The sequence below is a fragment of the Nocardioides yefusunii genome, assembly GCF_004014875.1.
GTDB classification, from domain to species: Bacteria; Actinomycetota; Actinomycetes; order Propionibacteriales; family Nocardioidaceae; genus Nocardioides; species Nocardioides yefusunii.
The window spans coordinates 643,756-667,635 of record NZ_CP034929.1 but is presented as its reverse complement, the minus strand read 5'-3'; the positions used below and the strand labels follow the sequence as shown (position 1 = coordinate 667,635).

At 69.1% G+C, this 23,880-nt stretch carries 20 protein-coding genes; 6 read left to right on the top strand and 14 right to left on the bottom strand.

All coding sequences use genetic code 11. The annotated features are described in order from the left end of the window. Positions 1-18: 18 nt before the first annotated feature. A complete protein-coding gene (hemQ, locus tag EOV43_RS02960; RefSeq protein ID WP_128219613.1) occupies positions 19-732 on the bottom strand; it encodes a hydrogen peroxide-dependent heme synthase in 714 nt (237 codons plus the stop codon). Positions 733-890: 158 nt separating this feature from the next. Here hemQ and EOV43_RS02955 point away from each other — a divergent pair, with 158 nt between their 5' ends. Next, the gene (locus tag EOV43_RS02955; protein WP_128219612.1) at positions 891-1,709 is read left to right on the top strand and encodes a hypothetical protein; all 819 of its coding nucleotides are present in this window, start codon (positions 891-893) and stop codon (positions 1,707-1,709) included. 87 nt (positions 1,710-1,796) lie between these two features. On the opposite strand, the gene EOV43_RS02950 is transcribed toward EOV43_RS02955, so the two are convergent. The 7 genes from EOV43_RS02950 to sfnG form a co-directional block, all read right to left on the bottom strand. Beyond that, positions 1,797-2,402, bottom strand: coding sequence for a TMEM165/GDT1 family protein (locus tag EOV43_RS02950; protein ID WP_128219611.1), 606 nt, complete (start codon positions 2,400-2,402; stop codon positions 1,797-1,799). A gap of 233 nt (positions 2,403-2,635) precedes the next feature. Next, positions 2,636-4,000: a protoporphyrinogen oxidase gene (hemG, locus tag EOV43_RS02945; RefSeq protein WP_128219610.1), complete on the bottom strand. Its 1,365-nt coding sequence runs from the start codon at positions 3,998-4,000 to the stop codon at positions 2,636-2,638. Between the two features lie 82 nt (positions 4,001-4,082). Further along, positions 4,083-4,634, bottom strand: coding sequence for a flavin reductase family protein (locus EOV43_RS02940; RefSeq protein WP_128219609.1), 552 nt, complete (start codon positions 4,632-4,634; stop codon positions 4,083-4,085). Continuing rightward, entirely contained in the window at positions 4,631-5,212 is a 582-nt protein-coding gene (locus EOV43_RS02935; protein WP_128219608.1) for an NADPH-dependent FMN reductase, read from the bottom strand. Before EOV43_RS02935 ends, EOV43_RS02940 begins: the two co-directional genes overlap by 4 nt. 174 nt (positions 5,213-5,386) lie before the next feature. Continuing rightward, complete coding sequence (locus EOV43_RS02930) at positions 5,387-6,526, bottom strand: LLM class flavin-dependent oxidoreductase (RefSeq protein ID WP_128219607.1); 1,140 nt, start codon at positions 6,524-6,526, stop codon at positions 5,387-5,389. A gap of 232 nt (positions 6,527-6,758) precedes the next feature. Continuing rightward, the gene (locus tag EOV43_RS02925) at positions 6,759-7,958 is read right to left on the bottom strand and encodes an SfnB family sulfur acquisition oxidoreductase (RefSeq protein WP_128219606.1); all 1,200 of its coding nucleotides are present in this window, start codon (positions 7,956-7,958) and stop codon (positions 6,759-6,761) included. Beyond that, on the bottom strand, positions 7,955-9,103 hold the full coding sequence (gene sfnG, locus EOV43_RS02920; RefSeq protein WP_128219605.1) for a dimethylsulfone monooxygenase SfnG: 1,149 nt from the start codon (positions 9,101-9,103) through the stop codon (positions 7,955-7,957). The genes EOV43_RS02925 and sfnG overlap by 4 nt, the downstream gene beginning before the upstream one ends. A gap of 181 nt (positions 9,104-9,284) precedes the next feature. On the opposite strand from sfnG, the gene EOV43_RS02915 reads away from it, so the two are divergent. After that, a complete protein-coding gene (locus EOV43_RS02915) occupies positions 9,285-10,190 on the top strand; it encodes a LysR family transcriptional regulator (RefSeq protein WP_128219604.1) in 906 nt (301 codons plus the stop codon). Positions 10,191-10,270: 80 nt separating this feature from the next. Here EOV43_RS02915 and hemE read toward each other — a convergent pair whose 3' ends face one another. Continuing rightward, a complete protein-coding gene (gene hemE, locus EOV43_RS02910; RefSeq protein WP_239022198.1) occupies positions 10,271-11,311 on the bottom strand; it encodes a uroporphyrinogen decarboxylase in 1,041 nt (346 codons plus the stop codon). A 69-nt stretch (positions 11,312-11,380) separates the two neighbouring features. Between hemE and EOV43_RS02905 the strand changes: the two genes are divergently transcribed. Continuing rightward, on the top strand, positions 11,381-11,998 hold the full coding sequence (locus tag EOV43_RS02905; protein WP_128219602.1) for a DUF3000 domain-containing protein: 618 nt from the start codon (positions 11,381-11,383) through the stop codon (positions 11,996-11,998). A gap of 5 nt (positions 11,999-12,003) precedes the next feature. Further along, the gene (locus tag EOV43_RS02900) at positions 12,004-13,272 is read left to right on the top strand and encodes an HRDC domain-containing protein (RefSeq protein ID WP_128219601.1); all 1,269 of its coding nucleotides are present in this window, start codon (positions 12,004-12,006) and stop codon (positions 13,270-13,272) included. Between the two features lie 95 nt (positions 13,273-13,367). Here the strand turns inward: EOV43_RS02900 and EOV43_RS02895 are convergent, their stop codons facing one another. The 4 genes from EOV43_RS02895 to EOV43_RS02880 form a co-directional block, all read right to left on the bottom strand. Then, positions 13,368-14,810 carry a type 2 periplasmic-binding domain-containing protein gene (locus EOV43_RS02895; RefSeq protein ID WP_128219600.1) on the bottom strand — a complete coding sequence of 481 codons (1,443 nt, stop codon included), beginning with the start codon at positions 14,808-14,810 and terminating at the stop codon, positions 13,368-13,370. A gap of 327 nt (positions 14,811-15,137) precedes the next feature. Then, a complete protein-coding gene (locus EOV43_RS02890) occupies positions 15,138-15,746 on the bottom strand; it encodes a hypothetical protein (RefSeq protein WP_239022197.1) in 609 nt (202 codons plus the stop codon). A 17-nt stretch (positions 15,747-15,763) separates the two neighbouring features. Then, entirely contained in the window at positions 15,764-19,873 is a 4,110-nt protein-coding gene (gene hrpA / locus EOV43_RS02885) for an ATP-dependent RNA helicase HrpA (protein WP_128219599.1), read from the bottom strand. A gap of 49 nt (positions 19,874-19,922) precedes the next feature. Further along, a complete protein-coding gene (locus EOV43_RS02880) occupies positions 19,923-20,435 on the bottom strand; it encodes a pyridoxamine 5'-phosphate oxidase family protein (protein ID WP_128219598.1) in 513 nt (170 codons plus the stop codon). Between the two features lie 61 nt (positions 20,436-20,496). On the opposite strand from EOV43_RS02880, the gene EOV43_RS02875 reads away from it, so the two are divergent. Both EOV43_RS02875 and EOV43_RS02870 read left to right on the top strand, forming a co-directional pair. Then, the gene (locus tag EOV43_RS02875; protein ID WP_128219597.1) at positions 20,497-21,321 is read left to right on the top strand and encodes an SDR family NAD(P)-dependent oxidoreductase; all 825 of its coding nucleotides are present in this window, start codon (positions 20,497-20,499) and stop codon (positions 21,319-21,321) included. A gap of 102 nt (positions 21,322-21,423) precedes the next feature. Next, positions 21,424-22,449 (top strand): intradiol ring-cleavage dioxygenase, encoded by a 1,026-nt coding sequence (locus EOV43_RS02870; RefSeq protein WP_128219596.1) that lies wholly within the window; start codon positions 21,424-21,426, stop codon positions 22,447-22,449. A gap of 3 nt (positions 22,450-22,452) precedes the next feature. On the opposite strand, the gene EOV43_RS02865 is transcribed toward EOV43_RS02870, so the two are convergent. Beyond that, on the bottom strand, positions 22,453-23,811 hold the full coding sequence (locus EOV43_RS02865; RefSeq protein WP_239022196.1) for a threonine/serine exporter family protein: 1,359 nt from the start codon (positions 23,809-23,811) through the stop codon (positions 22,453-22,455). Between the last annotated feature and the right edge of the window lie 69 nt (positions 23,812-23,880).

The following is a 23,880-nucleotide window of genomic DNA, read 5'->3' as shown; positions in this document are numbered from 1 at the left end:
CTGCCGATCAGGAACGGATCAGGGAAGGAGCTCGAGCAGCTCGGCGACCTCGTAGCGGGCGCCGGTGTAGAACGGCACCTCCTCGCGGACGTGACGGCGGGCGTCCGAGGCGCGCAGGTGACGCATCAGGTCGACGATGCGGTACAGCTCGTCGGCCTCGAAGGCCAGCATCCACTCGTAGTCGCCCAGGGCGAACGAGGCGACGGTGTTGGCACGGACGTCGGCGTAGCCGCGGGCCATCTGACCGTGCTCGGCGAGCATGCGGCGACGCTCGGAGTCCTCGAGCAGGTACCACTCGTAGGAGCGGACGAACGGGTAGACGCAGATGTGCTTGCGCGGGGTCTCGTCGGCGAGGAACGCCGGGATGTGGCTGCGATTGAACTCGGCGGGGCGGTGCAGCGCCATCTGCGACCACACGGGCTCGAGCCGGGCGCCGAATGCGGTGCGACGGAAGCGGTTGTAGGCGACCTGCAGCTGGACGGAGTCCTCGGCGTGCCACCAGACCATGACGTCGGCGTCAGCACGGAGACCGGAGACGTCGTAGATGCCGCGGACCTTCACGCCCTCGGCATCGAGGGCGTCGAACAGGGCCTGGACCTGCGTGGCCTCGCCGGCGCGGTCGGCGTCACCCAGGACGTCGCGCAGCTTGAAGACCGACCACATCGTGTAGCGGATCGTGTCGTTGAGCTCGTTGATGCGAGCGGCGTTGGACTTGATGGGCGCATCGGTCATGCCTCCGAGTCTAGGCAGGACGGCCACATCGCGGCCGTGACAGACCGGCGCCCTGGACACCCGACGAATGACGTGATCGACGTCACGATTGAAGCGTGTCATAAATGGCAAAGCGAGACGTTTACATACTAGAAGTACTTCAATGTAAAGGCAGTTTCGTGTCCCCCCACACCCCCCACACCCCCCACTCACGCCGCGCGCTCATCCGGGCCGCGACGTGGACCGTCCCCGCAGTCGTCGTCGCCTCCACCGCGCCGGCCTACGCCTCGAGCGTCCCCCCTGTTTCCGGCGCGGAAGTCACCCGGCCCAGCGCCGAGTGCCGGATCGAACACACCATGGTGTGGCACCGCACGAAGCCCACCAGCAGCACGACGTACGCCATCTCGTCGCGGCCCTCCCTCGCCGGCATCGACCCGGTCACCGTCACCATCCGCACCGAGTTCGTCGACTCCACGCCGGCCACTGACCCGGCGCACTACTCGTTCGTCGACCTCAAGCAGAGCGACGCCACCTACGGCATCACCGACGCGATCAAGTTCGCCATGACCAAGCGCGGCACCCAGGTCGCGACCATGCGCGTCACCTTCGTGTTCAGCCGCCCGGTCCAGGGACTCTCCTTCATCGTCACCGACATCGACAGCAACGACGACTCCGCCAACCAGTGGTGGTCACCCAACCAGCGCGACCGGGTCTTCATCTCCCACGTCAACGGCTCCGACGCCGCAGGCCGGTTCACGCCCTCCCAGCCGAAGAACAGCAAGGTCTCCGGCGCAGGCCTTTCGAGCAACCCGTGGCTGAACCGCACCGGCAACTCGGCCAACGACGTCACCACCGGCAACGTCAAGGCGTCGTTCTCCGGCGAGGTCTCGAACTTCTCCATGACGTTCGAGAACTACGCCCCCTCCCAGGACGGCACGAACTCCATCAACATCGGTGGCATGCACTTCGAGACGCAGGAGACCACCACTGCCTGCTGACCCAGCAGCGACGACACGACCCCGAGACGCAGAAAGGTCCTCAGGTGCACCGAGCACCGGAGGACCTTTCTGCATTGACGGGGCCGATCACATGGCGCGGATGCCGCTCACGATCAGGACCACACCGAAGATCACGAAGAGGGTGGTGGCGAAGACCGTCACCGCCTTCTCGGGCAACTTCTTGCCCAGGACCGCACCGACCACGATCGCCAGCGCATCGGCGGCGACCATGCCGACCGTCGACCCCAGCCAGGTGCCCGCCGACTGTGCGAACGACTCATCCTGCGCAGCCAGGGTGATGGTGGCGAGCATCGTCTTGTCGCCGAGCTCGGCGAGGAAGAAGAAGAGACCCACGACCACCATCGGCGCGAACGACTTCGCGCTCAAAGCCTTGTCGCGCTCCTCGTCGGTCAGTTCGTCGCCGCGCAGGGTCCAGAGCGCGAAGAAGATGAACGCCACACCGGCGACCAGTTCGATCCAGGACTGGTAGGAGGCGAACGCGTCGCCGATGACGTAGCCGATACCGACCGAGGCGAGGTGCACGACGGCGGTGGCCACGGTCAGACCGATGATGACGTCGCGGATCTTGTAGCGGGTGGCGAAGGCCATCGCCATGAGCTGACTCTTGTCACCGAGTTCGGCGACGAAGATGATGCCGGCACCGACGAGGGTGCTGAGCAGGAAGGCGGACACGCAGGATTCCTCTCAGGGGCCCGCCGGCCCAGGAGCCCCTCGGGGAAGCGCCTTCGACCGGACACCGACCCCATGACAAATGGGTGGGTCAACTGGTCGAAAGTCTCGTCCGCCTTGCCGCCGCGTGTCTTCACCCGGGGCCGGGCTCACCGTGCCGGACACCACGAGGGCGTCAGTATGTCGACACGGCGATTGGGGACTACTCCCTTTCGTCCCGCGAGGCTACCAGCGCCTCAGAGCTCCTGCAGCATCCCAACGACGGCCCGTTCGGCCGACGCCACGACGGCCGGAATCCCCACCCCGTCATAAGCCGCACCGGCCACCTGGACACCCACCGGCAGGGCGGCCCTGATCCGTGCGACCCGCTCCACGTGACCCACCGCGTACTGGGGCAGGCCCTGCTCCCAGCGCTGGACGTGGACCGTCTCCGGAGCGAGCCGCACGCCAGTGGCGTCGGCGAGGTCGTCGAGGGAGAACTGCACGAGCGTCGCGTCGTCGGCATCGAGGACGCCGACCTCACCGTGACGTCCGATCGAGGTGCGCAGGAATGTGAGCCCTGCAGCCTCGCCCGCCGACCGCACCCACTCCCATTTCGCGAACGAGAACGTCGAGGCCTTGATCCGCCTGCCCTCGATCGGCGGCACGAGGAAGCCCGACGACCCGATGGCGCGCAGGCCGTCTGCCTGGTCGTGCGGCACCGCCAGAGTGATCACCGCCATCGCCGCGTACTCGATGTCCGAGAGTGCGGCCGCGGCGTCGGGAGCGACCGAGGCGAGCAGCTCAGCCTGGACCGGCGCCGGCGCCGCCAGGAGCACTCGGTCGCCGACGAAGGTCTCCCCCGCCTCCGTGTCGACCACCCAGCGGCCCTCGACCCGACCGCTCGAGGATGCGGCCGCCCCGAATCGGACGTCGACGCCGCGGGCAACGACGTCAGCGAGCAACGCCTCAGCGAGGCGTCCCATGCCGCCGGCGATCCCGGCGAAGACCGGGGAGTCGTAGGTGGTGGGCACCGCCGCAGCCTGCCTCAGCAGCGAGCCGCGAGCTGCGAACGCCACCAGTTGCGGGACCGCGGCCCGAGCCGAGAGCAACCGGGAGTTGCCGGCATAGACGCCGCCCAGGAGCGGTTCGACGAGGCGGTCGACCACTTCGTCACCGAAGCGCGCGGCCACGAGGTCGCCGACCGAGACGTCCTGGCCCTCCTCGAGGACGACAGGGCCGAGCGTGGGCTCGGCACGCACGGTCGCCACCGTCTCGGGCGAGACGACGCCGGAGTCGACGAGGTCGTCGACGTCGAGCGGGACGCCCATCAGCGAGCGCGGCAACCGCCGCAGTTCGCCGCGGGTCCAGATCCGTGACGAGGTCAGGGCCGGATGCTCGACCTCCAGGCCGAGAGCACGGGCGAGTTCCACGCCCTCGGGACGACGGTTGAGCATCGCCTCCGCCCCCACGTCGACCCGGACACCGGCGACCTCGGTGCTGAAGAGCTTGCCGCCTGCACGGTCGCCTGCCTCCAGGAGCGTGACCTGGTGCCCTTCCGCAGCGAGAAGGCGAGCAGAGACGAGACCGGCAAGACCGGCTCCAACGACGACGACGTCCATGACCGCCAATCTTTCAGATCAGTGGTGACGGACGTCGTCAGGTGCCACAGGCAGGGAGTGTCAGCCCCTTGCGCGCAGGAGTTCAGGACTTCGGAACCGGGGCTCCGTTGATCCGGCCGTCGAGCTCGCTCGGGTCGAGGTCGTCACGGTGCAGACGCTTGAAGCCGCTGCGGTGGAAGATCAGCGGCTCGCGCTCAGGGTTGGTGGTGACCTCGACGACCTCGAGCAGCACGATCAGGTGGTCGCCGGCCTCGATCTCGGAGTGGATGCGGGTGCGCAGCGTGGCGAGGCCCTCCGTGAGGAGGACGGCGCCGTCCTCGGCGACCTCGACCGGGAGGCCGTCGAAGCGACGGTCGGCCGGGCCGGCGAGCTGACGGCAGATGACGTCGTGGTGGTCGGCCAGGACGCTGATGCCCAGACCTGCCGAACGACGCAGCGCCGGCCAGGTGTTGGAGACCTTCGCGATGGAGAAGGAGACCAGCGGCGGATCGATGCTGACGGAGGTGAAGGAGCTGGCTGCGATGCCGACCTTCTGACCCTCGACCTTGCCGGCGACGGCGACGACACCGGAGGGGTAGAGACCGAAGACGTCGCGCAGCTGGCGCTGGTCGAGCTGGGTGGCAGTGGTGCTCATGCGGGAATCTCCGTGCGGTTCTCGAGGGTGGGATGGGACGTGTCAGTGGTGGTCGCGCGGGCAGCGACGCGGGCGGCGATCCGGGCCCGGACGTCGGCACCATTGGCGGCGAGCCAGTCGGCGTGCGCGGCGGGGTCGTCGTGCCGGGCGTCGCGCACGAAGAGAGCCTTGGCCGGACCGGTGGAACTGATCTGGGCCAGCAGCGGCGCCAGGGTGTACTGCGCAGCGAGGGCGTGAGCCTCCCCGGCGCCGAGCATCAGCGGGACCGTGACACCGGTGATGCTCCCGGCCGCGAACCTGTCCAGGAAGACCTTGAGCAGCCCGGTGTACGACGCGTTGTAGGTGGGGCTGGCCACGACCACGAGGTCGGCAGCCGCGACCTGGGCGACCAGTGCGGCCACACCGGTGTCACTCCAGTCGTGGAGACGCGCTCCCCAGTCGGCGAGATCGACGACGAGCGCGGGGCCGTCGTCACGCCGGTCGGCGCGAATGGCGTCGGCAAGGAGCTGCGCGGCCTCGAGGGTGCGGCTGCGCGGCTTGGGGTTGCCGACGACGACGGCGACTCTGGGTGTGGACACGATGACTCCTGACGCTGGGACAACTCTCTCACCGACACCTGTCACAGGTGCGGATCAGGTGGGTACCACCGATCAATACCTTACATACCCTATTGGATTACTAGAGTTTGGTGATCACGTCGCGAACGGGCACCTGGGCCCCGGCCCGAGCACCCATCCCGACGAAGGTCGAACTCAGGCGCCGAACGGCACCGAGGCACGGACGGTGGACTCACCCAGCGGGTTCTTCCACAGACCGCGACGCTCCAGCTCGGGCAGCACGCCCTCGCCGAAGTGGTACGCCTCTTCGAGGTGCGGGTAACCCGACATCACGAACTCGGTGCACCCGGCCTCGACGTACTGCTCGACGAGGTCAGCGATCTCGGCGTGCGACCCGACCATCGCGGTGCCGGCGCCGCCGCGCACCAGACCGATACCGGCCCAGAGGTTGGGGTGCACCTCGAGGTGCTCCTTGGAACCCTTGTTGAGCTCGAGCATGCGGCGCTGGCCCACCGACGCACTGCGAGCCAGACCCGCCTGGATCTTCGCGATCTGCTCCTCGGAGATGCCGTCCAGCAGGCGGTTGGCCACGGCCCACGCCTCCTCGGAGGTGTCACGCGCGATCGAGTGCAGGCGGATGCCGAAGCGGAGCTCGCGCCCCTCCTTCTCAGCCAGGCCCTTGATCCAGTCGATCTTCTCCTTGACCGCGGCCGGTGGCTCGCCCCAGGTGAGGTAGACGTCGCAGTGCTTGGCTGCGATCTCACCGGCGATCGGCGAGGAGCCACCGAAGTAGACCTCGGGAGCAGGCGACGGGATCTGGTTGAGGGTGGCGTTCTCGACCGAGTGATGCTTGCCGGAGAAGGTCACGGTCTCGCCGGCCCACAGGCGGCGCACGATGTGCAGGAACTCGCCTGCGGACTCGTAGCGCTCCTCCTTGGACGAGAAGTCACCGAACATGCGCTGCTCGTGGTCCTCGCCACCGACGACGACGTTGACGGCCAGCCGTCCACCGGAGAGGTTCTGGAAGGTGCCGGCCATCTGTGCACCCAGGTAGGGGGCAGTGAGGCCGGGGCGGAAGGCCACCAGGAACTTGAGCCGCTCGGAGACCTGGCTGAGCATCGCGGTGGTGACCCACGCGTCCTCACACCAGGCACCGGTCGGCGTCAGGGCAGCCTCGAAACCGAGCTGCTCGGCCGAGCGCGCCACCTGCCCGAGGTAGGGAACCGTCGCCGGGCGCTGGGCGACCGTGGTGTTGACGCCGTGGCCGCCACCGACGACCTCGCGGCTGTCACCACCGTTGGTGGGCAGGAACCAGTGGAACTTGAGCGCGCTCATCTTCTCTCCTCGAACAGTGCTGCAGCCCGGCCCTGCGGACCAGTCCGCGGAACAGCGATGCATCGGGACAACCGGAACCAACCGGTCAAAGTCTATGGAACTTGTCAAGATTAACTCCGCTGGAAGCGCCTGTCGCGCACTCCGCTCAGAATCGCCCTCATGAGTGGAAGGCTTTGCCTTGCACCTGCGCCGGGGAGCGTCCGCGCGTGCACGGAGAAAGGCTCAACAGGCGTCAGATCTGACCGCTGCTGGGCGGCAGGACGCCACCCACGGCCCATCGACCCAGGTGCTGGACCTTCCACGCAGCGGGATCGTGCAGGGTGTGCGTCCGGGCATTGCGCCAGTGCCGGTCGAGGTTGAGGCTCGCCAGCGCCGAGCGCGTGCCCGCGACCTCGAAGAGTCGGTTGGACGTCTCGACCGCTGCCCGGGACGTCGCCACCCGGGCAGCCGCGAGCGCAAGGCTCGCCGCCCCGGCACTCTCGACAGTGAGGTCGGCGTTGGCTGCGTCGACCGCACGGGCTGCCACCACGAGCAGCGCCTCGGCCGCACGGACCGCGAGCTCGAGCTCACCGAAGGTCTGCACGACGAGCGGGTCCTCGGCGTGACGCTCCACCCCTGCGTCGGGGTGCGGACGCGACTTGGTCCGGACGAAGTCCGCGGCCTCGTCCAACGCTGCGCGAGCAATGCCGGCGTCGATCGCGGCATGCAGGGTCTGGGCAAAGGAGCCGTACGTCTGCGGACGTCCGTCGAACGTCTCGTGGTAGCCGGTGATCCGTGCAGCCGGGACGCGCACGCCGGTGAGCCGGACGGTCCCCGACGCCGTCGTGCGCTGCCCCAGACCGTCCCAGTCGTCGACGATCTCGACGCCCGGGTCCGTGGCGCGCACCCAGGCCACGTGCAGCGGACCGTCGACCCCCAGGTGCGCGAGCGTCGGGATCCAGTCGGCATAGAGGGCGCCGGTGGCGTACCCCTTCACGCCGTCAAGGATCCACTCCCCCGTGCCGTCCTCGGCCTCGGTCAGCGTGGTGCGGATGTCACGCACGTGCTTGGTGCCGATCTCGGACTGTGCGTTGCCCAGGACCGCGCCGTGCAGGACGGCATCGAAGAAGAACTTCTGCTGCTCGGGGTCGGCCGCCAGCGTGAGTGCGTTGACGTAGGCGAAGTGGCTCTGCGGGATCTGCCCCAGGTTGGGGTCGGCAGCAGAGATGCGGCGCACGATCTCGGCGAGCGTCTCCACCGAGAGCCCTGCACCACCGAAGTCGACCGGGACGGTCACGGCCAGCAGTCCGGACTCAGCCAGAGCGCGCACCTCGGCCCGCGGGAGCTCACGGTGCACGTCGCGATGCGAGGCCCCCTCGGCGATGACGGCCGCCAGACGCGTCGCCTCCGCCAGTGCCCGCGCAGCGTCGAGGACAGGGACGGGAGCACTCATGCCTGCCCACCCCACGCCAGCACTCCCTCGGCGGCCTCCAGTTCGCGGTAGAGCGGCAGCACCTCGCGGCCGAAGTACTCGACCTCCTCGCGGAAGTGCAGGAAGCCACAGAGCATCAGGTCGACGCCACGACGGCGGTACTCCAGCAGACGGTGCGCGATCTGCTCGGGCGTGCCGACCAGACCGGTGCGGAAGCCCTCGTTGTACTGGACCAGGTCAGTCAGGGTGGCGTCGGCCCACATGCCCTTCTGGTCAGACGTGGACGCCCCGGCCTGCTTCACAGCGTCGGCGAAGCCCTCGACGGCCGGGGTGTCGGCGTTCTCGATGATGTCGGCGAGCTGAGCACGCGCCTCGGCCTCGGTGTCGCGGGCGATGACGAAACCGTTCAGGCCGAACCGGACCGTTCGGCCGTTGTCGTCGGCCTGCTTGGAGACGTCGGCGATCTGGGCCTGCGCGGCGTCGAAGGAGGCCCCGTTCATGAAGTACCAGTCCGCGACGCGCGCCCCCATGCCGCGCGCGTCGGTGGAATTGCCACCCATGAAGACCTCGGGATGACGCCGACCGGGCAGGTCGAGCGGCTTGGGCTGCATGTTGAAGTCGTGGAGCCGGTAGAAGTCGCCGGAGAACTCCGCGGCATCAGAGGTCCAGATCTCGCGCATGTAGCGGATGAACTCCTCGGCCCGGCGATACCGCTCGCCGTGCTCGAGCCACGGCTCTCCGAGCTGGACGAACTCGTTCTTGAGCCACCCGCTGACGACGTTGACCGCCGCACGGCCACCGGAGATGTGGTCGGCGGTGGTGAGGAACTTGGCCAGGACACCGGGCTGCCACATGCCGGGGTGGACCGCGGCGATCACCTTGAGCTTCTCGGTGGCCGCGAGCAGCGCGAGCGAGAACGAGGTCGACTCGTGCTGGTTCGCGGCCCCATAGGAGGCCAGGTAACGGACCTGGGTGAGTGCGTACTCGAAGCCTGCAGCCTCGGCGGCGCGCGCGAGGTCGAGGTTGTACTCGTAACTCCAGTCGGTGCGCTGCTCGACGTTGCTGACCACGAGTCCGCCACTGACGTTGGGCACCCAGTAGGCAAACTTGAGCGGCTCCCGGACGGCACCCCCACGGTCGTCCGGACGTCCTGCGATCTCGGTCATCTCTTGCCCCTCGTCAACGCTTTCCCCACGGCATGCGCCATGAAGTCGATATATTCAACTCAATCACTAGACTTTAAGCGGTGCAACACGCAGGCTTGATCCCGACGACTGGAAGCCACGACAGGGCTACAGGCAAAACCTTGCAGCCCGTTGAAGTCCCTACCCCCACACGGAGGCATCGGTGCGGATCGAACAGCTGGAGTACGTGGTCGCAGTGACCCGGTTCGGCTCACTGCGCAAGGCCAGCGAACGGCTGCACCTCTCCCAGCCGGCCCTCAGCGAGGCCGTCTCCAAGCTCGAACGCGAGCTCGGCGTCCCGCTCCTGGACCGACGCCGCTCCGGCAGCCGGATCAGTCGCGAAGGACGCGCCCTGCTGCCTGCCATGGTCGACGTCCTCGAATCGGTGCGACGCCTGCGTCAGGAGGCCAGCGACCAAGAACTCACCAGCGGGGTGCTCCGGGTCGGGACCGTCAATGCTGGCACGTCCGCCGTCCTCGTTCCCGCCGTGCACGCCTGGACCGCCCAGCATCCCGGCGCGCAGGTCGAGATCCTGCCGATGCAGCAGGACGACATCCGCACCGGGCTGCTGGAAGGCTCGCTCGACCTCGGTCTGGTCAACCTGCTCGACACCGACGACCGCACCAGCGAACTCTCCACCACCGACCTGCTGCACGGCCGAGCCGTCGTCGTCCTGCGCTCCGATCACCCGTTGGCCGAGCGGACCGAGGTCACCATCGACGAACTGCGTCAGGAACGGTTCGTGCTGATGCGCGCCGGCTACCTGATGCACCGCTTCGCACACCGCCTCTTCGGTGCCGAACCGCCCGCCCAGGTGCACTCCACCGACGGGGCCGAACTGGGCAAGATGATGGTCGCCGAAGGCCTCGGCGTGACCCTGCTGCCGAACTACTCCGTCGAAGGAGATCCGCTGCACCGGGCCGGCGTCATCGTGACCCGTCCGGTTGCCGACGACCGCACCAGCATCACCCTCGTCCTCGAGCACCGGCCCGGCCCGGCGACCGGTCAGGTCCGCAGCCTCGTCCAGCACCTCGTCGCCGCAGCAGGCGCGCACCAACGCGCCTCCTGAAGCACCGAACCCCACCGTTCTGAGTCGTGAAACCAAGGTTTCGACGACTCGAACCGGTGGGGTTCGCGGCGGGGGACGGATCAGCGCAGCGGGTAGGACTGCACGAACTCGGTGAGCTTCTTCAGCTGGTCGGGGTTCGTCGACGGAATGACGCCGTGGCCCAGGTTGAAGATGTGGCCCTTGGCCGCGCGGCCCTCCTCGATCACCGCCGCGGCACGCTCCAGCATCACCTCGGTGGGGGCGAAGACCAGCGTCGGGTCGAGGTTGCCCTGGACCGCACGGTCGCCGACCAGCTCGATGCCACGCGTGAGCGGGGTGCGCCAGTCGACACCGACGACGTCCGCGCCGGCCTCTCCCATCAGGGTCAGCAGGTTGGTGGTGCCGACACCGAAGTGGGTGCGCGGCACACCCCAGGTGCCAGCCTCGGCCAGGACCTGCGAGGAGTACGGCATGACCTTCTCGGCGTAGTCGCGCGGAGTGAGCGCACCGGCCCAGGAGTCGAAGAGCTGGACCGCGGAGGCACCCGCATCGACCTGCACCTTGAGGAAGGCGGTGGAGATCTGGGTGATCTTCTTCATCAGCGCGTCCCAAACCTCAGGAGCGGCGTGCATCATCGCCTTCGTCCTGGCGTGCTCCTTGGAGGGGCCACCCTCCACGAGGTAGGAGGCGACCGTGAACGGAGCACCGGCGAAACCGATCAGCGGAGTCGCGCCGAGCTCGGCGGTGAGGCCCTGGACGGCCTGGGTGATGTAGGTGACGTGCTCGGGCGTCAGATCAGGGATCCTGTGGACGTCGGCGAGGGTGCGGACCGGCTCGGCCACGACCGGGCCGATGCCGGGCTTGATGTCGAGGTCGACGCCGACGGCCTTGACCGGCAGCACGATGTCGGAGAAGAAGATGGCGGCGTCGACGCCGTAGCGACGCACCGGCTGCATGGTGATCTCGACGATCAGCTCGGGGTCCATGCAGGAGTCGAGCATCGCGATGCCCTCGCGCACCTTGAGGTACTCGGGCAGGGAGCGACCGGCCTGACGCATGTACCAGACCGGGGTGTGGTCAACCTCCTCCCCACGGGCGGCGCGGAGGAAGGTGCTGTCAGTGGCTGCGGGGGAAGGGCTCACACGGGAGATCATCGCAGGTCAGCGGCGTGGCGGACCAGCCCGAAGCGCACCCGCACGTACGGTTGGGGCATGTCCGTACACTCCGACACCAGACGCGGTCCGGGAGCGGTTGAACCGCCGCCGCACTTCGCGACCGCCGTCGAGGAGATGAGGTCCGCAGACTTCCGCAGCGAGGTCCAGATCGAGGACATGCCGGCACCTCAGCGGATCGCCCCGTGGTCCGCCGCGATCTCCGCCGACGTCGACGTCGACGACGACCAGCACGGCACCGGCCGTCTGATCCTCCTGCACGACCCGCACGGCAACGAGGCCTGGCAGGGCACCTTCCGGTTCGTCGCCTACGCCCGCGCCCAGGTCGACCCCGAGCAGGCGATCGACCCACTGCTCGGCGAGGTCGGATGGTCCTGGCTCGCCGAGGCCCTCACCGAGCACGGCGCCGATTGGGGCAACGCCTCGGGCACCGTCACCCGGGTGACCACCGAGACCTTCGGTGAGATGGCCGACGACGAAGCCACCGCACAGATCGAGATCCGTGCCTCCTGGACGCCACAGGGCGACGAGCACGGCACCCCGGTTCGCGCACACGTGGAGGCATGGGGTGAACTGCTGTGTACAGCGGTGGGACTGCCACCGGTACAGGACGGGATCGCAGTGATCCCCAGCAGACGAGGACAGCGGGGCCACTGAACCCGATGACGCAGGACAGCGCGCACACCGAGACCACACAGACCGGCAGCGAGGAGACTCCCCCACTGCCGCTGCTCACCCTCGCTGGGGGCATCCCCGGTGTGGTCGACACTCCCGCCGCACTCGAAGCGGCCTGTGAGGCCATCGCCGCCGCGAGCGGGCCCGTGGCCCTCGACGCCGAGCGCGCCTCCGGCTACCGCTACTCGGCGCGTGCGTACCTGATCCAGCTCCGCCGCGGCGACTCCGGCACCTTCCTGGTGGACCCGGTCGCGTTCGGCCAGAAGCTTCCCCAGCTGGCCGAGGCGATCGGCGACGAGGAGTGGATCCTCCACGCCGCGACCCAGGACCTGCCCTGCCTCAACGAAGTGGGCCTGTTCCCCCAGCACCTCTTCGACACCGAGCTCGCCGGACGTCTGCTCGGCATGCCCCGCGTCGGCCTGGCCACACTGGTGGAGGAGATCTGCGGCCTGCGGATGCGCAAGGAGCACTCCGCGGCCGACTGGTCGACCCGTCCTCTGCCCGAGTCGTGGCTCGAGTACGCCGCCCTCGACGTCGAGGTCCTCGACGTCCTGCGCGACCACCTCGCCGCGGAACTCGTCAAGGCCGGCAAGGACGAGTGGGCTCGTCAGGAGTTCACCCACCTGCTCACGTTCAAGCAGTCGGTGCGCCAAGAGGCGTGGCGTCGCACCTCGGGCGTCCACAAGCTGCGTGGCCGTCGTGCCCTCGGCGCCGCCAAGGCACTGTGGGAGATCCGCGACGAGCTCGCCCAGACCCGCGACGTGGCCCCGGGACGCATCCTGCCCGACGCCGCGATCGTCGCTGCCGCGACCGCGATGCCGCTCTCGCGTACCGCGCTGCTCGGCACCAAGGGCTTCCACGGACGTGGCGCCGAGCGTTACGCCGCGAAGTGGCTCGCCGCCATCCAGGCCGTGGCCGCCATGGAGGAGAACGACCTCCCGGCCCGTGCTCCGCGCGGCGACGGCCCGCCGCACCCGCGCACCTGGATCGACCGCGACCCGGCCGCCGACCGCCGCTACAAGGTGGCCCGCGACGCCACGTTGGCGATCGCCGAGGAGAACACCGTCCCGGTGGAGAACCTCATCACCCCCGACTTCGTCCGCCGCGCGATGTGGGCCCCGCCGCGCACCCGCGACGAGGCTGCTCTCACCGCCGAGCTCTCCGACCAGTTGCGCGGCTACGGTGCCCGCGAGTGGCAGATCGACCTCGTGATCTCCTCGCTCGTCTTCGCCGTGATCGAGGCGGACAAGGGCTGACCGCTCGCCTCACGGCCCGACACCGAGCTGCACAGCACGAAGGCCCCGATACCTCGCGGTGTCGGGGCCTTCTGCGTACCGGGGCCAGCCTCGGATCAGTTCTGCGGTGCGGTGCTGGCCGACGGAGTGGCCGAGGGGCTGACGGACGGCGACGTGGTCGCACCGTCCTTCTCAGCCTGCTCAGCGGCCTCCTCGGCAGCCTTCTTCTCCGCCTCGGCGGTGAAGAAGGCACGCGAGGCCTCGTCGATCTCGGTGGTGTAGGCGTTCAGGTCGATCTCGCCGGGCTCGTTGAGGAGACGCTCGAGGATCGGGTCGACGGCGGCCTCCAGGCCGTCCCAGTCGACGGAGGTGGGACGGAACCAGGTGCCGCGCAGGGTCGAGGTGAAGACTCGCGAGCGCGACGGCATCAGGTCACGCTGCAGGAAGCGCTGGCTGCCCGCGACGGCGAGGTTGGCGGGCGTCATCGCACCGGCCTCGGCGATCTGGCCCGTCGGGCCGTCGGCGACCACGTCGGCGATCAGGCTGGCGGCCAGCGCCGGGAACTCCGACTCCGCGGAGATGCACAGACCCACCACGTCACCACTGGTGCGGATCTGCGAGAGGCGCGGGTAGGGCTTGACGTCGAAGTTGAGGCCCTCGACCTCGCGCAGCTCGGGCACCAGGGTGCGGTCGCCGGCGATCATACCCAGCTTGCCGCGCTTGAAGAGCTCGAGCGGGCTGTACTTCGCCAACTGCTTGTCTGTGGGGGTCAGGCTCGCGTCGCGCAGGATCGCGAGGGTCTGACGCAGCGCCTCACGGCTGGTGTCGTCGGAGAAGTTGAGCGAGGTGGGGTTGGCGTCGTCGTCGAAGATGTTCGCGCCACCCGAGAGCAGGAACGGAGCGAGGGCCTCGACGGTCGCGTCGACCTGGACGCCCGCGGTGCGGGTGTCGGGACGCGAGGCGAACGCAGCCGCAGCAGCGAAGTTGTCCAGGCCCCAGGCGTCCTTGGTGCCGGCGACGGAGAGGCCCTGCTCGCGCATGGCGTCGAAGTCGACGAGGTCAGTGTTGACGTAGAGGACGTCGGTCTGGATCGACCACGGCATGCACTGCAGTTCACCCTGCGCACTCATCGCCATCAGGGCGTCGCGGGAGAAGAGGTCGCCGAAGTCGACGCCACGCTCGTCCAGCAGCTCGCTGGCGGGGACGGCCGCCTGGTTCTCCAGCACGGTGCCGAGGTCGTTGCGGGTCACCATGAAGACGTCGGGGAGGTCGCCGGACTCCACCTGGGCACGCGCGGCGTCGCTGTCCTTCCACGTCACCAGTTCGGTCTTCACCGTGGGGTTCTTCTCGTCACGGGTGGCGAGGACGTCCTTCCACGCGGTGATCTCGGCGTCGGTGCCCCAGACGCCGATGCTGACGTCGATCGGCTTCGGCGTGGAGGTCGCGGTGGCGGACGGCTTCGGCTTCGCCTCCGGTTCGGAGTCGGACGAGCAGGCCGCGAGTGACAGCGACAGCACGAGTGCGGAGGTCAGGGCGAGGACGTGGCGAGGGGGCGTCATGAGCGATGAATCTTCTCTCCGCACGAGGATGTGGCCATTCCACTCTAGCGAGGGGGACCTCACCACACCCCCGTCGCGCACCCGATGGGGGTGTGACGTGCCTCCCGGCCGACGGGGAGGAACGTCGAGCCGGGGTTGAGCGGTGCACCGGACTGGGAGCGCCTCACGGCGCGTGGCCGCTCGTAGCGGCTTATTTTGGGACCCGGGGCTGCCGCAGCCCGGCGCACCTGGTGGAAGTCTACGTCGCTGACAAAGCACCGCCAAAGGTGCAGGTGAGCGTCAGTTCGGCGTCGCTCGACGCGTCCCGCTCACGCCTCGGAGCACGGCTCAGACCAGCGCGCCGCGGGACTCCAGGCGCGCTGCCTGCTCGAACTGCTCGGCGAGCCGGAGCATCTTCAACGTCTCGTCGTGGGTGGCGTGGCCCAGGTGTCCCCGGCCCGTCGCGACGACGTGCGAGAAGGCCGCAGCGCGGGCCAGGACGTCGACGTAGTCGCCGGTGGCGATGCCACGCAGCACCTCGTCGACCATCTCGACCACCTGACGCGGTCCCGGCGGATCCGCGACCCCGGCGACCACCCCGGCTGCCTGAGCGACCCCCAGTCCGCCACGGAACTCCTCCGCGACGCTGTGCGGGTTCCGCTTGACCCAGGTGGTGAGCAGGTAGAGCCGCCACAACGAGCCGGCGAGGGAGTCCTGGGGCGCACCGGCCCAGATGTCGGCGAGAGTCTCGATGCCCTCGGTGTCGGCGAGCCGGACGACGCGGTCGATCATCGCCTCGTCACCCTCACGGCGCACACCGCGCACCAGCAGGGTCGCGGCGACCTGGCCGGCCTCGCGGACGGACGCCGGGTCGCTGCCGGCTTCCTGCTCGTCGAAGAACGCCTCGGTCCGCATGATCGGGCGGTGGTGGCGTCGGGACCGTGCGGGCATGTCCATCCCGTTCACGCTACGCGTCATCCCAAGACCTTCCGGATCCGCTGGTCGGAGACCTTCTGGGCGGTGCCGAGGTGAACGGCCCAGAGCTGGACCCGGTACTCCTCGATCATCCAGCGGGCCTCGCGCAGGGACGCGTGCTGCGGGCGGCCCTCGGGCAGCGCAGCGACCTGGTGCAGCCAGGAATCCTGGATGTCGGCGATGGTGTCCATCAGCATCCGGTCGTGGTTGACCTGTCCGGCCAGGCGTTCGCGGCGATGCTCGATGGCGTTGAGGTAGCGCGGGTAGTGACGCAGACGCAGTGCGCCCGCTTCCCCGGCGAAGCCGCGGCCGACGAGGCGAGCGAGCTGGGCCTTCATGTCGGTGAGCGCCGGCAGCGTGTACAGGTCGGCGCGACCGCTCAGGCCCTTCTCCACCGTGCGCCACACACCCAGCAGCTTGACCATGTCGGCCATCGCGGCCCGCAGGCCGTTCTCCACCTCGGCCTTGGCGCGGGTCAGCAGGGCGTCGAACGCAGCGCCGTCGCGGACCTCACCGGTCTGGTCGACGAAGTCGAGGACGACGCCTGCGCGCAGGTCCTCGACCAGTTCGGCGACGTTGGGGTACGGCGTGGAGGCCAGCCCGAGCTTCTCGGTGTTGGAGAGGTTCTCCAGCAGCCACCCGGCGCCGGGCAGGTTGAGCAGCAGCAGGCGGCGCACACCGAGACGGTGCCGGGCCGCGGCCTCCTCCTCGGAGCCGAAGACGCCCAGACCCACCGTCGTGCCTTCGTCGGTCAGCGCGAGATGACCGCGGACCTCGTGACCGGCGCGCTTCTGGATGAACGACTTCTCGATCTCCCCGAACGTCCACGTCGTCTGGCCCGTCGCGGTGACGCCGGTGTCGGAGGCGACTTCGGCCATCGCCTTCGCGAACTTGGGACGCAGCGGCGCCTTGAGGGCGTCGAGGTCCTTGCCGCGAGCGGCTTCCTTGCCGTCCTCGGCGACGACGGAGAACGTCGGCGTCAGGTGACTGGGCAGCTTGGTGAGGTCCCACGACTCACGTGGGACGTGGACGCCGGTGCTGGAACGCAGGTACCGCTCCAGGGCGTCGAGCAGGGGCTCCTCCCCCGCCGGGACCGCGGCGAGGAAGTTCTTCGCGGTGTTGGGGGCGGGGACGAAGTGGACGCGCAGGTTCTTGGGGAGGCTGCGGATGAGCTCGACCACCAGTTCCTCGCGCAGGCCCGGGACCAGCCAGGAGAAGTCGTCGGCCTCCACCTGGTTGAGGGTCGCGACCGGCACCTGGATGGTGAGTCCGTCATCAGCCGTGCCGGGCTCGAAGTGGTACGCGATCGGGAACGTCAGGTGCTCGCTGTGCCACTGCGTCGGGAAGTCCCCGGCCTCGACCTCGTCGGCGGTGTCGTGGGTGAGCATCGCGAGGTCGAAGGTGAGCAGGTCGGCGTGCTTGCGACGCTCGTCCTTCCACCAGGCGTTGAAGTGCGCGCCGGAGACGACGTCGGCGGGGATCCGGGCGTCGTAGAAGTCGAAGAGGGTGTGTTCGTCGACGACGATGTCGCGTCGTCGGGCCCGGTGCTCCAGTTCCTCGGCCTCGGCGAGCAGCTCGTTGTTGCGGGTCCAGAACTTGTGCCGTCCCGACTCCAGCTCGGCCCATTCTCCGTACACCAGCGCGTGCCGGATGAAGAGCTCACGCGAGAGCGGCGCGTCGATCCGGCCGTAGTTGACCGCACGGTCGGCGACGAGCGGGACGCCGTACAGCGTCACCTTCTCGTTCGCGACCACCGAGGCACGACGCTTGGACCACGACGGCTCGGAGTGCTGACGCTTCACCAGGTGGTCACCGAGACGTTCGGCCCACTCGGGCTTGATCGCGGCGTTCTGACGGGCCCAGAGCCGTCCGGTCTCGACGAGCTCGCCGGCCATCATGAACGCGGGGTTCTGGCCCTTGAGGCCGGAGCCGGGGAAGATCGCGAACTTCGCACCGCGGGCACCGAGGTACTCGCGCATGCTGCGTCGTTCCGACGGCTTCGTCCCGGGACGCGGCTTCTCGCGCTCCTCCAGCGCACCGATGTGGCTGAGCAGGCCCGAGAGCAACGCCTGGTGGATGCCGTCGGCGTCGTAGACGACCCCGCCCTCGGCAGCGATCGGGGCGTCGGAGACGACGTACTTCTCCTCCTGACGCTCGGCGCGACCCTCACGTCGGGCGTTGCGGATCTCCTTCTCGGGCTTCTTGCCGCGACCGCCACGACCGTTCTGGGCACCGCCACGTCCGCCCTGGGCTGCGGCGAGCGCCTCGGCGACCGCACCCTTGCCGCCCTGCTCGGCACGTCGATCGTCCTGTGGGGTCGCCGACCCGAGGTCGATCTTCATCTCCTTGCAGACCTGACGCAGCTGGGACTCGAACTCCTGCCACTCGCGCACACGCAGGTAGTTGAGGAACTCGCGCTTGCACATGCGACGGAACGCCGAGGAGGAGAGCTCCTTCTGCTGCGCCTTGAGGTAGTTCCACAGGTTGAGCCAGGTGAGGAAGTCCGAGGACTTGTCCTTGAACCGGGCGTGGAACTGGTCGGACTGGGCCTGCTGGTCGGCGGGACGCTCACGCGGGTCCTGCAGCGACAGCGCGGAAGCGATCACGATGACCTCACGCACGACGCCGAGACGTTCTGCTTCCAGGATCATCCGGCCCAGACGCGGGTCGATGGGGAGACGGGCCAGACGCTGACCAAGGCGGGTCAGACGCACTCCCCCACGGCCCGTGCCCTTGGCGTCGTTCCTGGTCTCCTGCTTCGTCTCCTGCTTGGTCGAGCTCAGTGCACCGAGCTCCTCGAGAAGCTGGACGCCCGACTGCACGTTGCGCTTGTCCGGGGCCTCCACGAACGGGAACCGCGCGATGTCACCCAGACCCAACGACGTCATCTGCAGGATGACGCTGGCCAGGTTGGTGCGCAGGATCTCGGGGTCGGTGAACTCCGGACGCGACTCGAAGTCTTCCTGCGAGTACAGACGGATCGCGATGCCCTCCGAGACGCGACCACAACGTCCCGAGCGCTGGTTGGCGCTTGCCTGGCTGATCGGCTCGACCGGGAGACGCTGCACCTTGGTGCGCGCGGAGTAGCGGGAGATGCGGGCGACACCGGTGTCGACGACGTACTTGATGCCCGGCACCGTCAGCGACGTCTCGGCGACGTTCGTGGCCAGCACGACGCGACGCACCAGCGGAGAGTGCGAGGAGAAGACCCGGTGCTGCTCGGCCGCGGAGAGACGCGAGTAGAGCGGGACGATCTCGAGCTTGTCCGACTTCAGGGCGTCGAACGCGTCCGCGGTGTCGCGGATCTCGCGCTCACCGGGCAGGAAGACCAGCACGTCGCCGGGGCCTGCGACCGAGAGCTCCTTGACGGCCTCGACGATCGCCTCGGTCTGGTCGCGCTGGACGACCTCGCCGTCGTCGTCGGTGCGGTCCTCGCCGTCCTCGTCGACGAGGATCAGCGGGCGGTAGCGGACCTCGACCGGGAAGGTGCGGCCCGACACCTCGATGACGGGGGCGGGCGTGCCCTTCGCATCGGCGAAGTGCTGGGAGAAGCGCTCGACGTCGATGGTCGCGGAGGTGACGATGATCTTGAGGTCGGGACGCTTCGGCAGGAGTCGCTTGAGGTAGCCGAGCAGGAAGTCGATGTTGAGGCTGCGCTCGTGCGCCTCGTCGATGATGATCGTGTCGTACTTGTGGAGCATCCGGTCGCGCTGGAGTTCGGCGAGCAGGATGCCGTCGGTCATCAGCTTGATCCGGCTGCTGCGCGAGGTGCGGTCGGTGAACCGGACCTGGTAGCCGACGACGTCGCCGAGCTCGGTGCCGATGCCGTCCGCGGCCAGCTCCTCGCTGATCCGTTCGGCGACCGAGCGGGCCGCGATCCGGCGTGGCTGGGTGTGGCCGATGAGCCGGGTCCGGCCGTTCTCGTCGGGCGTTCCCCGGCCCAGTTCGAGGCAGATCTTGGGCAGCTGGGTGGTCTTGCCCGAACCGGTCTCGCCGGCGACGATCACGACCTGGTGGTCGCGGATCGCAGCTGCGATGTCGTCACGCCGCTGCGAGACGGGCAGCTGCTCGGGATAGGTGATCGCAGGCAGCACGGGTTCGCTCGACATGATGCGGTCCATTCTGCCTCTGCCCCGTCGACGGGGTCGACTCAGGCGATCAGAGGTGCAGCGAGTCCCAGTCGCCCATGCCGACCACCTTGCCGGTGACCCGGCGGGTGGGCAGCGTCAGCACCATCGGACGTCGACCGTCCGCCCAGGGCCGTGCAGCCTTGTCGCCGAGGCGCGTGGTCTCACCGAAACGGTCGAGGTCACGACGACACTCCCCGGCCACGACGACGCTCCAGCCCGAACGGGTGGCGGGGTCGACGTGGTCGATCTCGAGGGCGATCTCGGTGCCGGGTGCGTTGACGGCCATCTCGGAGGCAGAGGTGGTGCGGAACTCCACGACGTCGACGCCGTGCTCGGTGTCGGAGCGGACCACGTAGTTGACCGGGACGATCCGGGCCGAGGCACCACGCTCGGTGACGACGCTGAACGCGACACGGGCGACCTCGTGCTGGCGCAGCAGCTCGAGGCAGTCCTCGCGGGAGAGGTCACCGAGGGGGGCGCCGGTGTGGGGGTGACGGGCACCGCGGGCACCCAGGACCATCGTGGGGTCGAGGCCGAACATGGGTCAGATTGTCCCATCTGCGCTCGTCCCCGCCCCTCCCGGCTCCGCTAGGTTCCCTGCCATGCGGACGTTCAGCGACAAGGTCGTGGCCATCACCGGTGCAGCATCGGGCATCGGGCGAGCACTCGCGGTGGAGGTGTCGCGGCGCGGGGCGCACGTCGCGCTCGCCGACGTCGACGCCGACGGGTTGGAGGTCACCCGGAAACTGGCGCACGCCGCCGGGGCCCGCGGCACGCTGACCACCGTCCTCGACGTCACCTCCGCGCAGGCCCTGCGGTCCTGGGCCGACGAGGTGGTGGAGCAGTTCGGCCGGGTCAACGCTGTGGTCAACAACGCCGGGGTCTCCCTGACCGGTGACCTCACCGATCTCGACGACGCCGACATGGAGTGGATCATGTCGATCAACTTCTGGGGCGTCGTCCACGGCACCCGTGCCTTCCTGCCGCACCTGATCGCGTCCGGGGACGGGCACGTCGTCAACGTCTCGTCGTTGTTCGGGCTGGTCTCGATGCCAGGCCAGAGCCTCTACAACGCCTCCAAGTACGCGGTCCGCGGGGCGAGCGAAGCGCTGCGTGAGGAGATGCTGGTGGCCCGACACCCGGTGCAGGTCAGTGTCGTCCACCCGGGTGGGATCAGGACCGGGATCGCTCGCAACGGACGGTTCGCGACCGGTGTCGACGGTGCCGAGACCGCCGCGAAGTTCGACACCCGACTGGCCCGGACGACCCCGGAGAAGGCCGCCCGGACGATCGTGGCCGGAGTCCTCAAACACCGGCCACGGATCCTGGTCGGACCGGACGCGCACGTCGTGCACGTGCTCAGCACCCTGGCCGGCGCGCGCTACCAGGACGTCGCGGCCCGAGTGAGCGCCCGCACCGGCTTCTGAGCCCTTCACGGGAACGACACAGACGAGCCACAGCGCACGGCTCAGGTGCGGAGTCATCATGGGCCCACAGCCGGCGCCGCGCCGGACGGAAAGGCACTCACGATGAACCGTCGCACTCCCCGCACCTGGCGTGGTCGCGTGCTCCCCCGCGCCCACGAGGACGTCGAGGACCAGGGCCTCGCGTTCGACGTCGGCACCCTGATGGGTCGCCGTTCGCTGCTGCGCGCCGCCGGGATCGGCGTCGTCGGGCTCGGTCTGGCCGGGTGCTCCGACGACTCCGACTCCACCCGGGCCGACTCCGGCAGCACCGCCGAGGGTGAGCTCCCTGACGAGACCGCCGGCCCCTACCCCGGCGACGGCTCCAACGGCCCCGACGTCCTGGAGGAGTCCGGAATCATCCGCAGCGACATCCGCGCGTCCTTCGGGGACGCCGACGGGGTCGCCGAGGGCGTCCCGATGACGTTGCAGCTCAACCTCTCCGACATGGCCAACGGCGGTTCGGCGTTCGCCGGCGTCGCGGTCTACGTGTGGCACTGCGACCGCAACGGCGACTACTCGATGTACTCCTCGGCGATCGAGAAGGAGAACTACCTGCGCGGTGTACAGGTCGCCGACGACGACGGCATCGTCCGGTTCACCTCGATCTTCCCGGCCTGTTACACCGGGCGTTGGCCACACATCCACTTCGAGGTCTATCCCGACGCCGATGCCATCGACGACTCCACCAACGCGATCGCGACCTCGCAGGTCGCGCTGCCCCAGGACGCCTGCGCCAAGGTGTACGCCACCGACGGCTACGAAGCGTCGTTGAAGACGTTCGCCGAGGTCTCTCTCGACTCCGACAACGTCTTCGGTGACGACGGTGGTGTCCTGCAGTTGGCCAGCGTCACCGGTGACGTCGAGAGGGGATTCGCGGTCCAGCTGGCGGTCCGCGAGGACACCCGCACCGAGCCGACCGGCGGCAGGCCCCCGTCGGGCGGTCCCGGAGGCACACCTCCACAGGGTGGCCCCGGCGGCACTCCGCCGCAAGGCGGCCCGAACGGCACTCCCCCGCAAGGCGGCCCGAACGGCACTCCCCCGCAAGGCGGCCCGAACGGCACTCCCCCGGCCACGCCGGACGAGGACTGAGACTCAGTCCTCCTGCGCGGCGAGCTCACGGCGTCGGGCCCGCGTCCTGGGTCGGAACACTCCGACCAGACGCGGCCCGGCGAGGCGTGACTCCAACCGGCGCGACTCCCGCTGGACCGGCTGGGCGATGAACTCACCGAAGATGACGCCGGCAGCCAAGGCGAGCGCGACGGAGGCTGCGGTCACCATCGCGAGCAGACCCTGGGAGACCATGAATCCGCCCTGGGTGAGCAGCGAGAGGCCGCGGTAGATCGAGAGACCGGGCAGCAACGGCACCATCGCGGGGACCACGATCACCAGCGGCGGGACGCCACAACGTCGCGAGACCTCGTAGGCCACCAGACCCACCAGGAACGCCGCGACCGCAGCCGCCCAGGCACCGTCTGCGCCGGCCTCGCTGATCGCCCGCCACACGCCCGACGCGACGGCGGCGACCACCGCGATCGGCGCCAGGGAGCGCCGTGGAGCGTAGGCCGAGAGCGCGAACGCGGCCGCCGCGATCCCCGCGCCCAGCATCAGCACCCCGATCTCCTCGAAGCCGGTGCGTCCCGGGACGTAGTAGAACCAGTCGGCACCCAACGCCTTGCCGAACGTGATGCCGCCGGAGACCCCGGCGACGATCCCGACCGTGGCGATGATCGCCTCGGTGATCCGGGCGGTGCCGGTGAGGTGGAACCCGCTGATCGCGTCCTGCAGCGCTCCCATGAAACCGATGCCGGCGAGCAGCATGATGATGTTGGCCGTGATCACCACCGACAGGTCGACGTCGAGGTCGGTGAGGCTGGCTCCCACCGCGAAGACGCTGGCCACGAAACCGCCCGCGACCTGCTGGTAGAACATCGGCAGCCGACGCCGGTGCATCCACAGCATCACCCGGTCGATGGAGCAGGCCGCAAGGAACGCGATCACCACGACGTAGGGACCACCGCCGAGAGCCAGGCCGACGGCGGCACTCATCAGCCCGGTGGAGACCGTCACCACCCAGCGCGGGTAGCGCGGCGGCGTGGAGACGATCGTCGCCATCCGGGTGCGGGCCGTGTAGAGGTCGATGCGACCTGCGGTGAGGTCGCGGACCAGGTGGTCGACCTGGGTGAGGTCCTCGTAGTTGTAACCGCGGTTGGGGACCGCGCGGATCATCACCAGGGTCGGTTCGGCCGGGTCGTACTGGTGACTCATCGAGATCTGGGTGAACGTGACGTCGATGTCGGTGTTGCGCAGCCCGAGGTGCTGGGCCGCGGCCCGCATCGTGGAGGTCACGTCGGCGGCACCCGCGCCGTTGCCCAGCAACATCTCGCCTATGCGCAGGCACAGGTCGATCGCGAGGTTGAGTTCCTTGACGTCGTGGGCTTCGGACTGTGACACGAGCACCACACTGCCACGGCACACCGACACGCCGCACCGACGCGGCGCAGCAGCGCCACGAACGGTTCA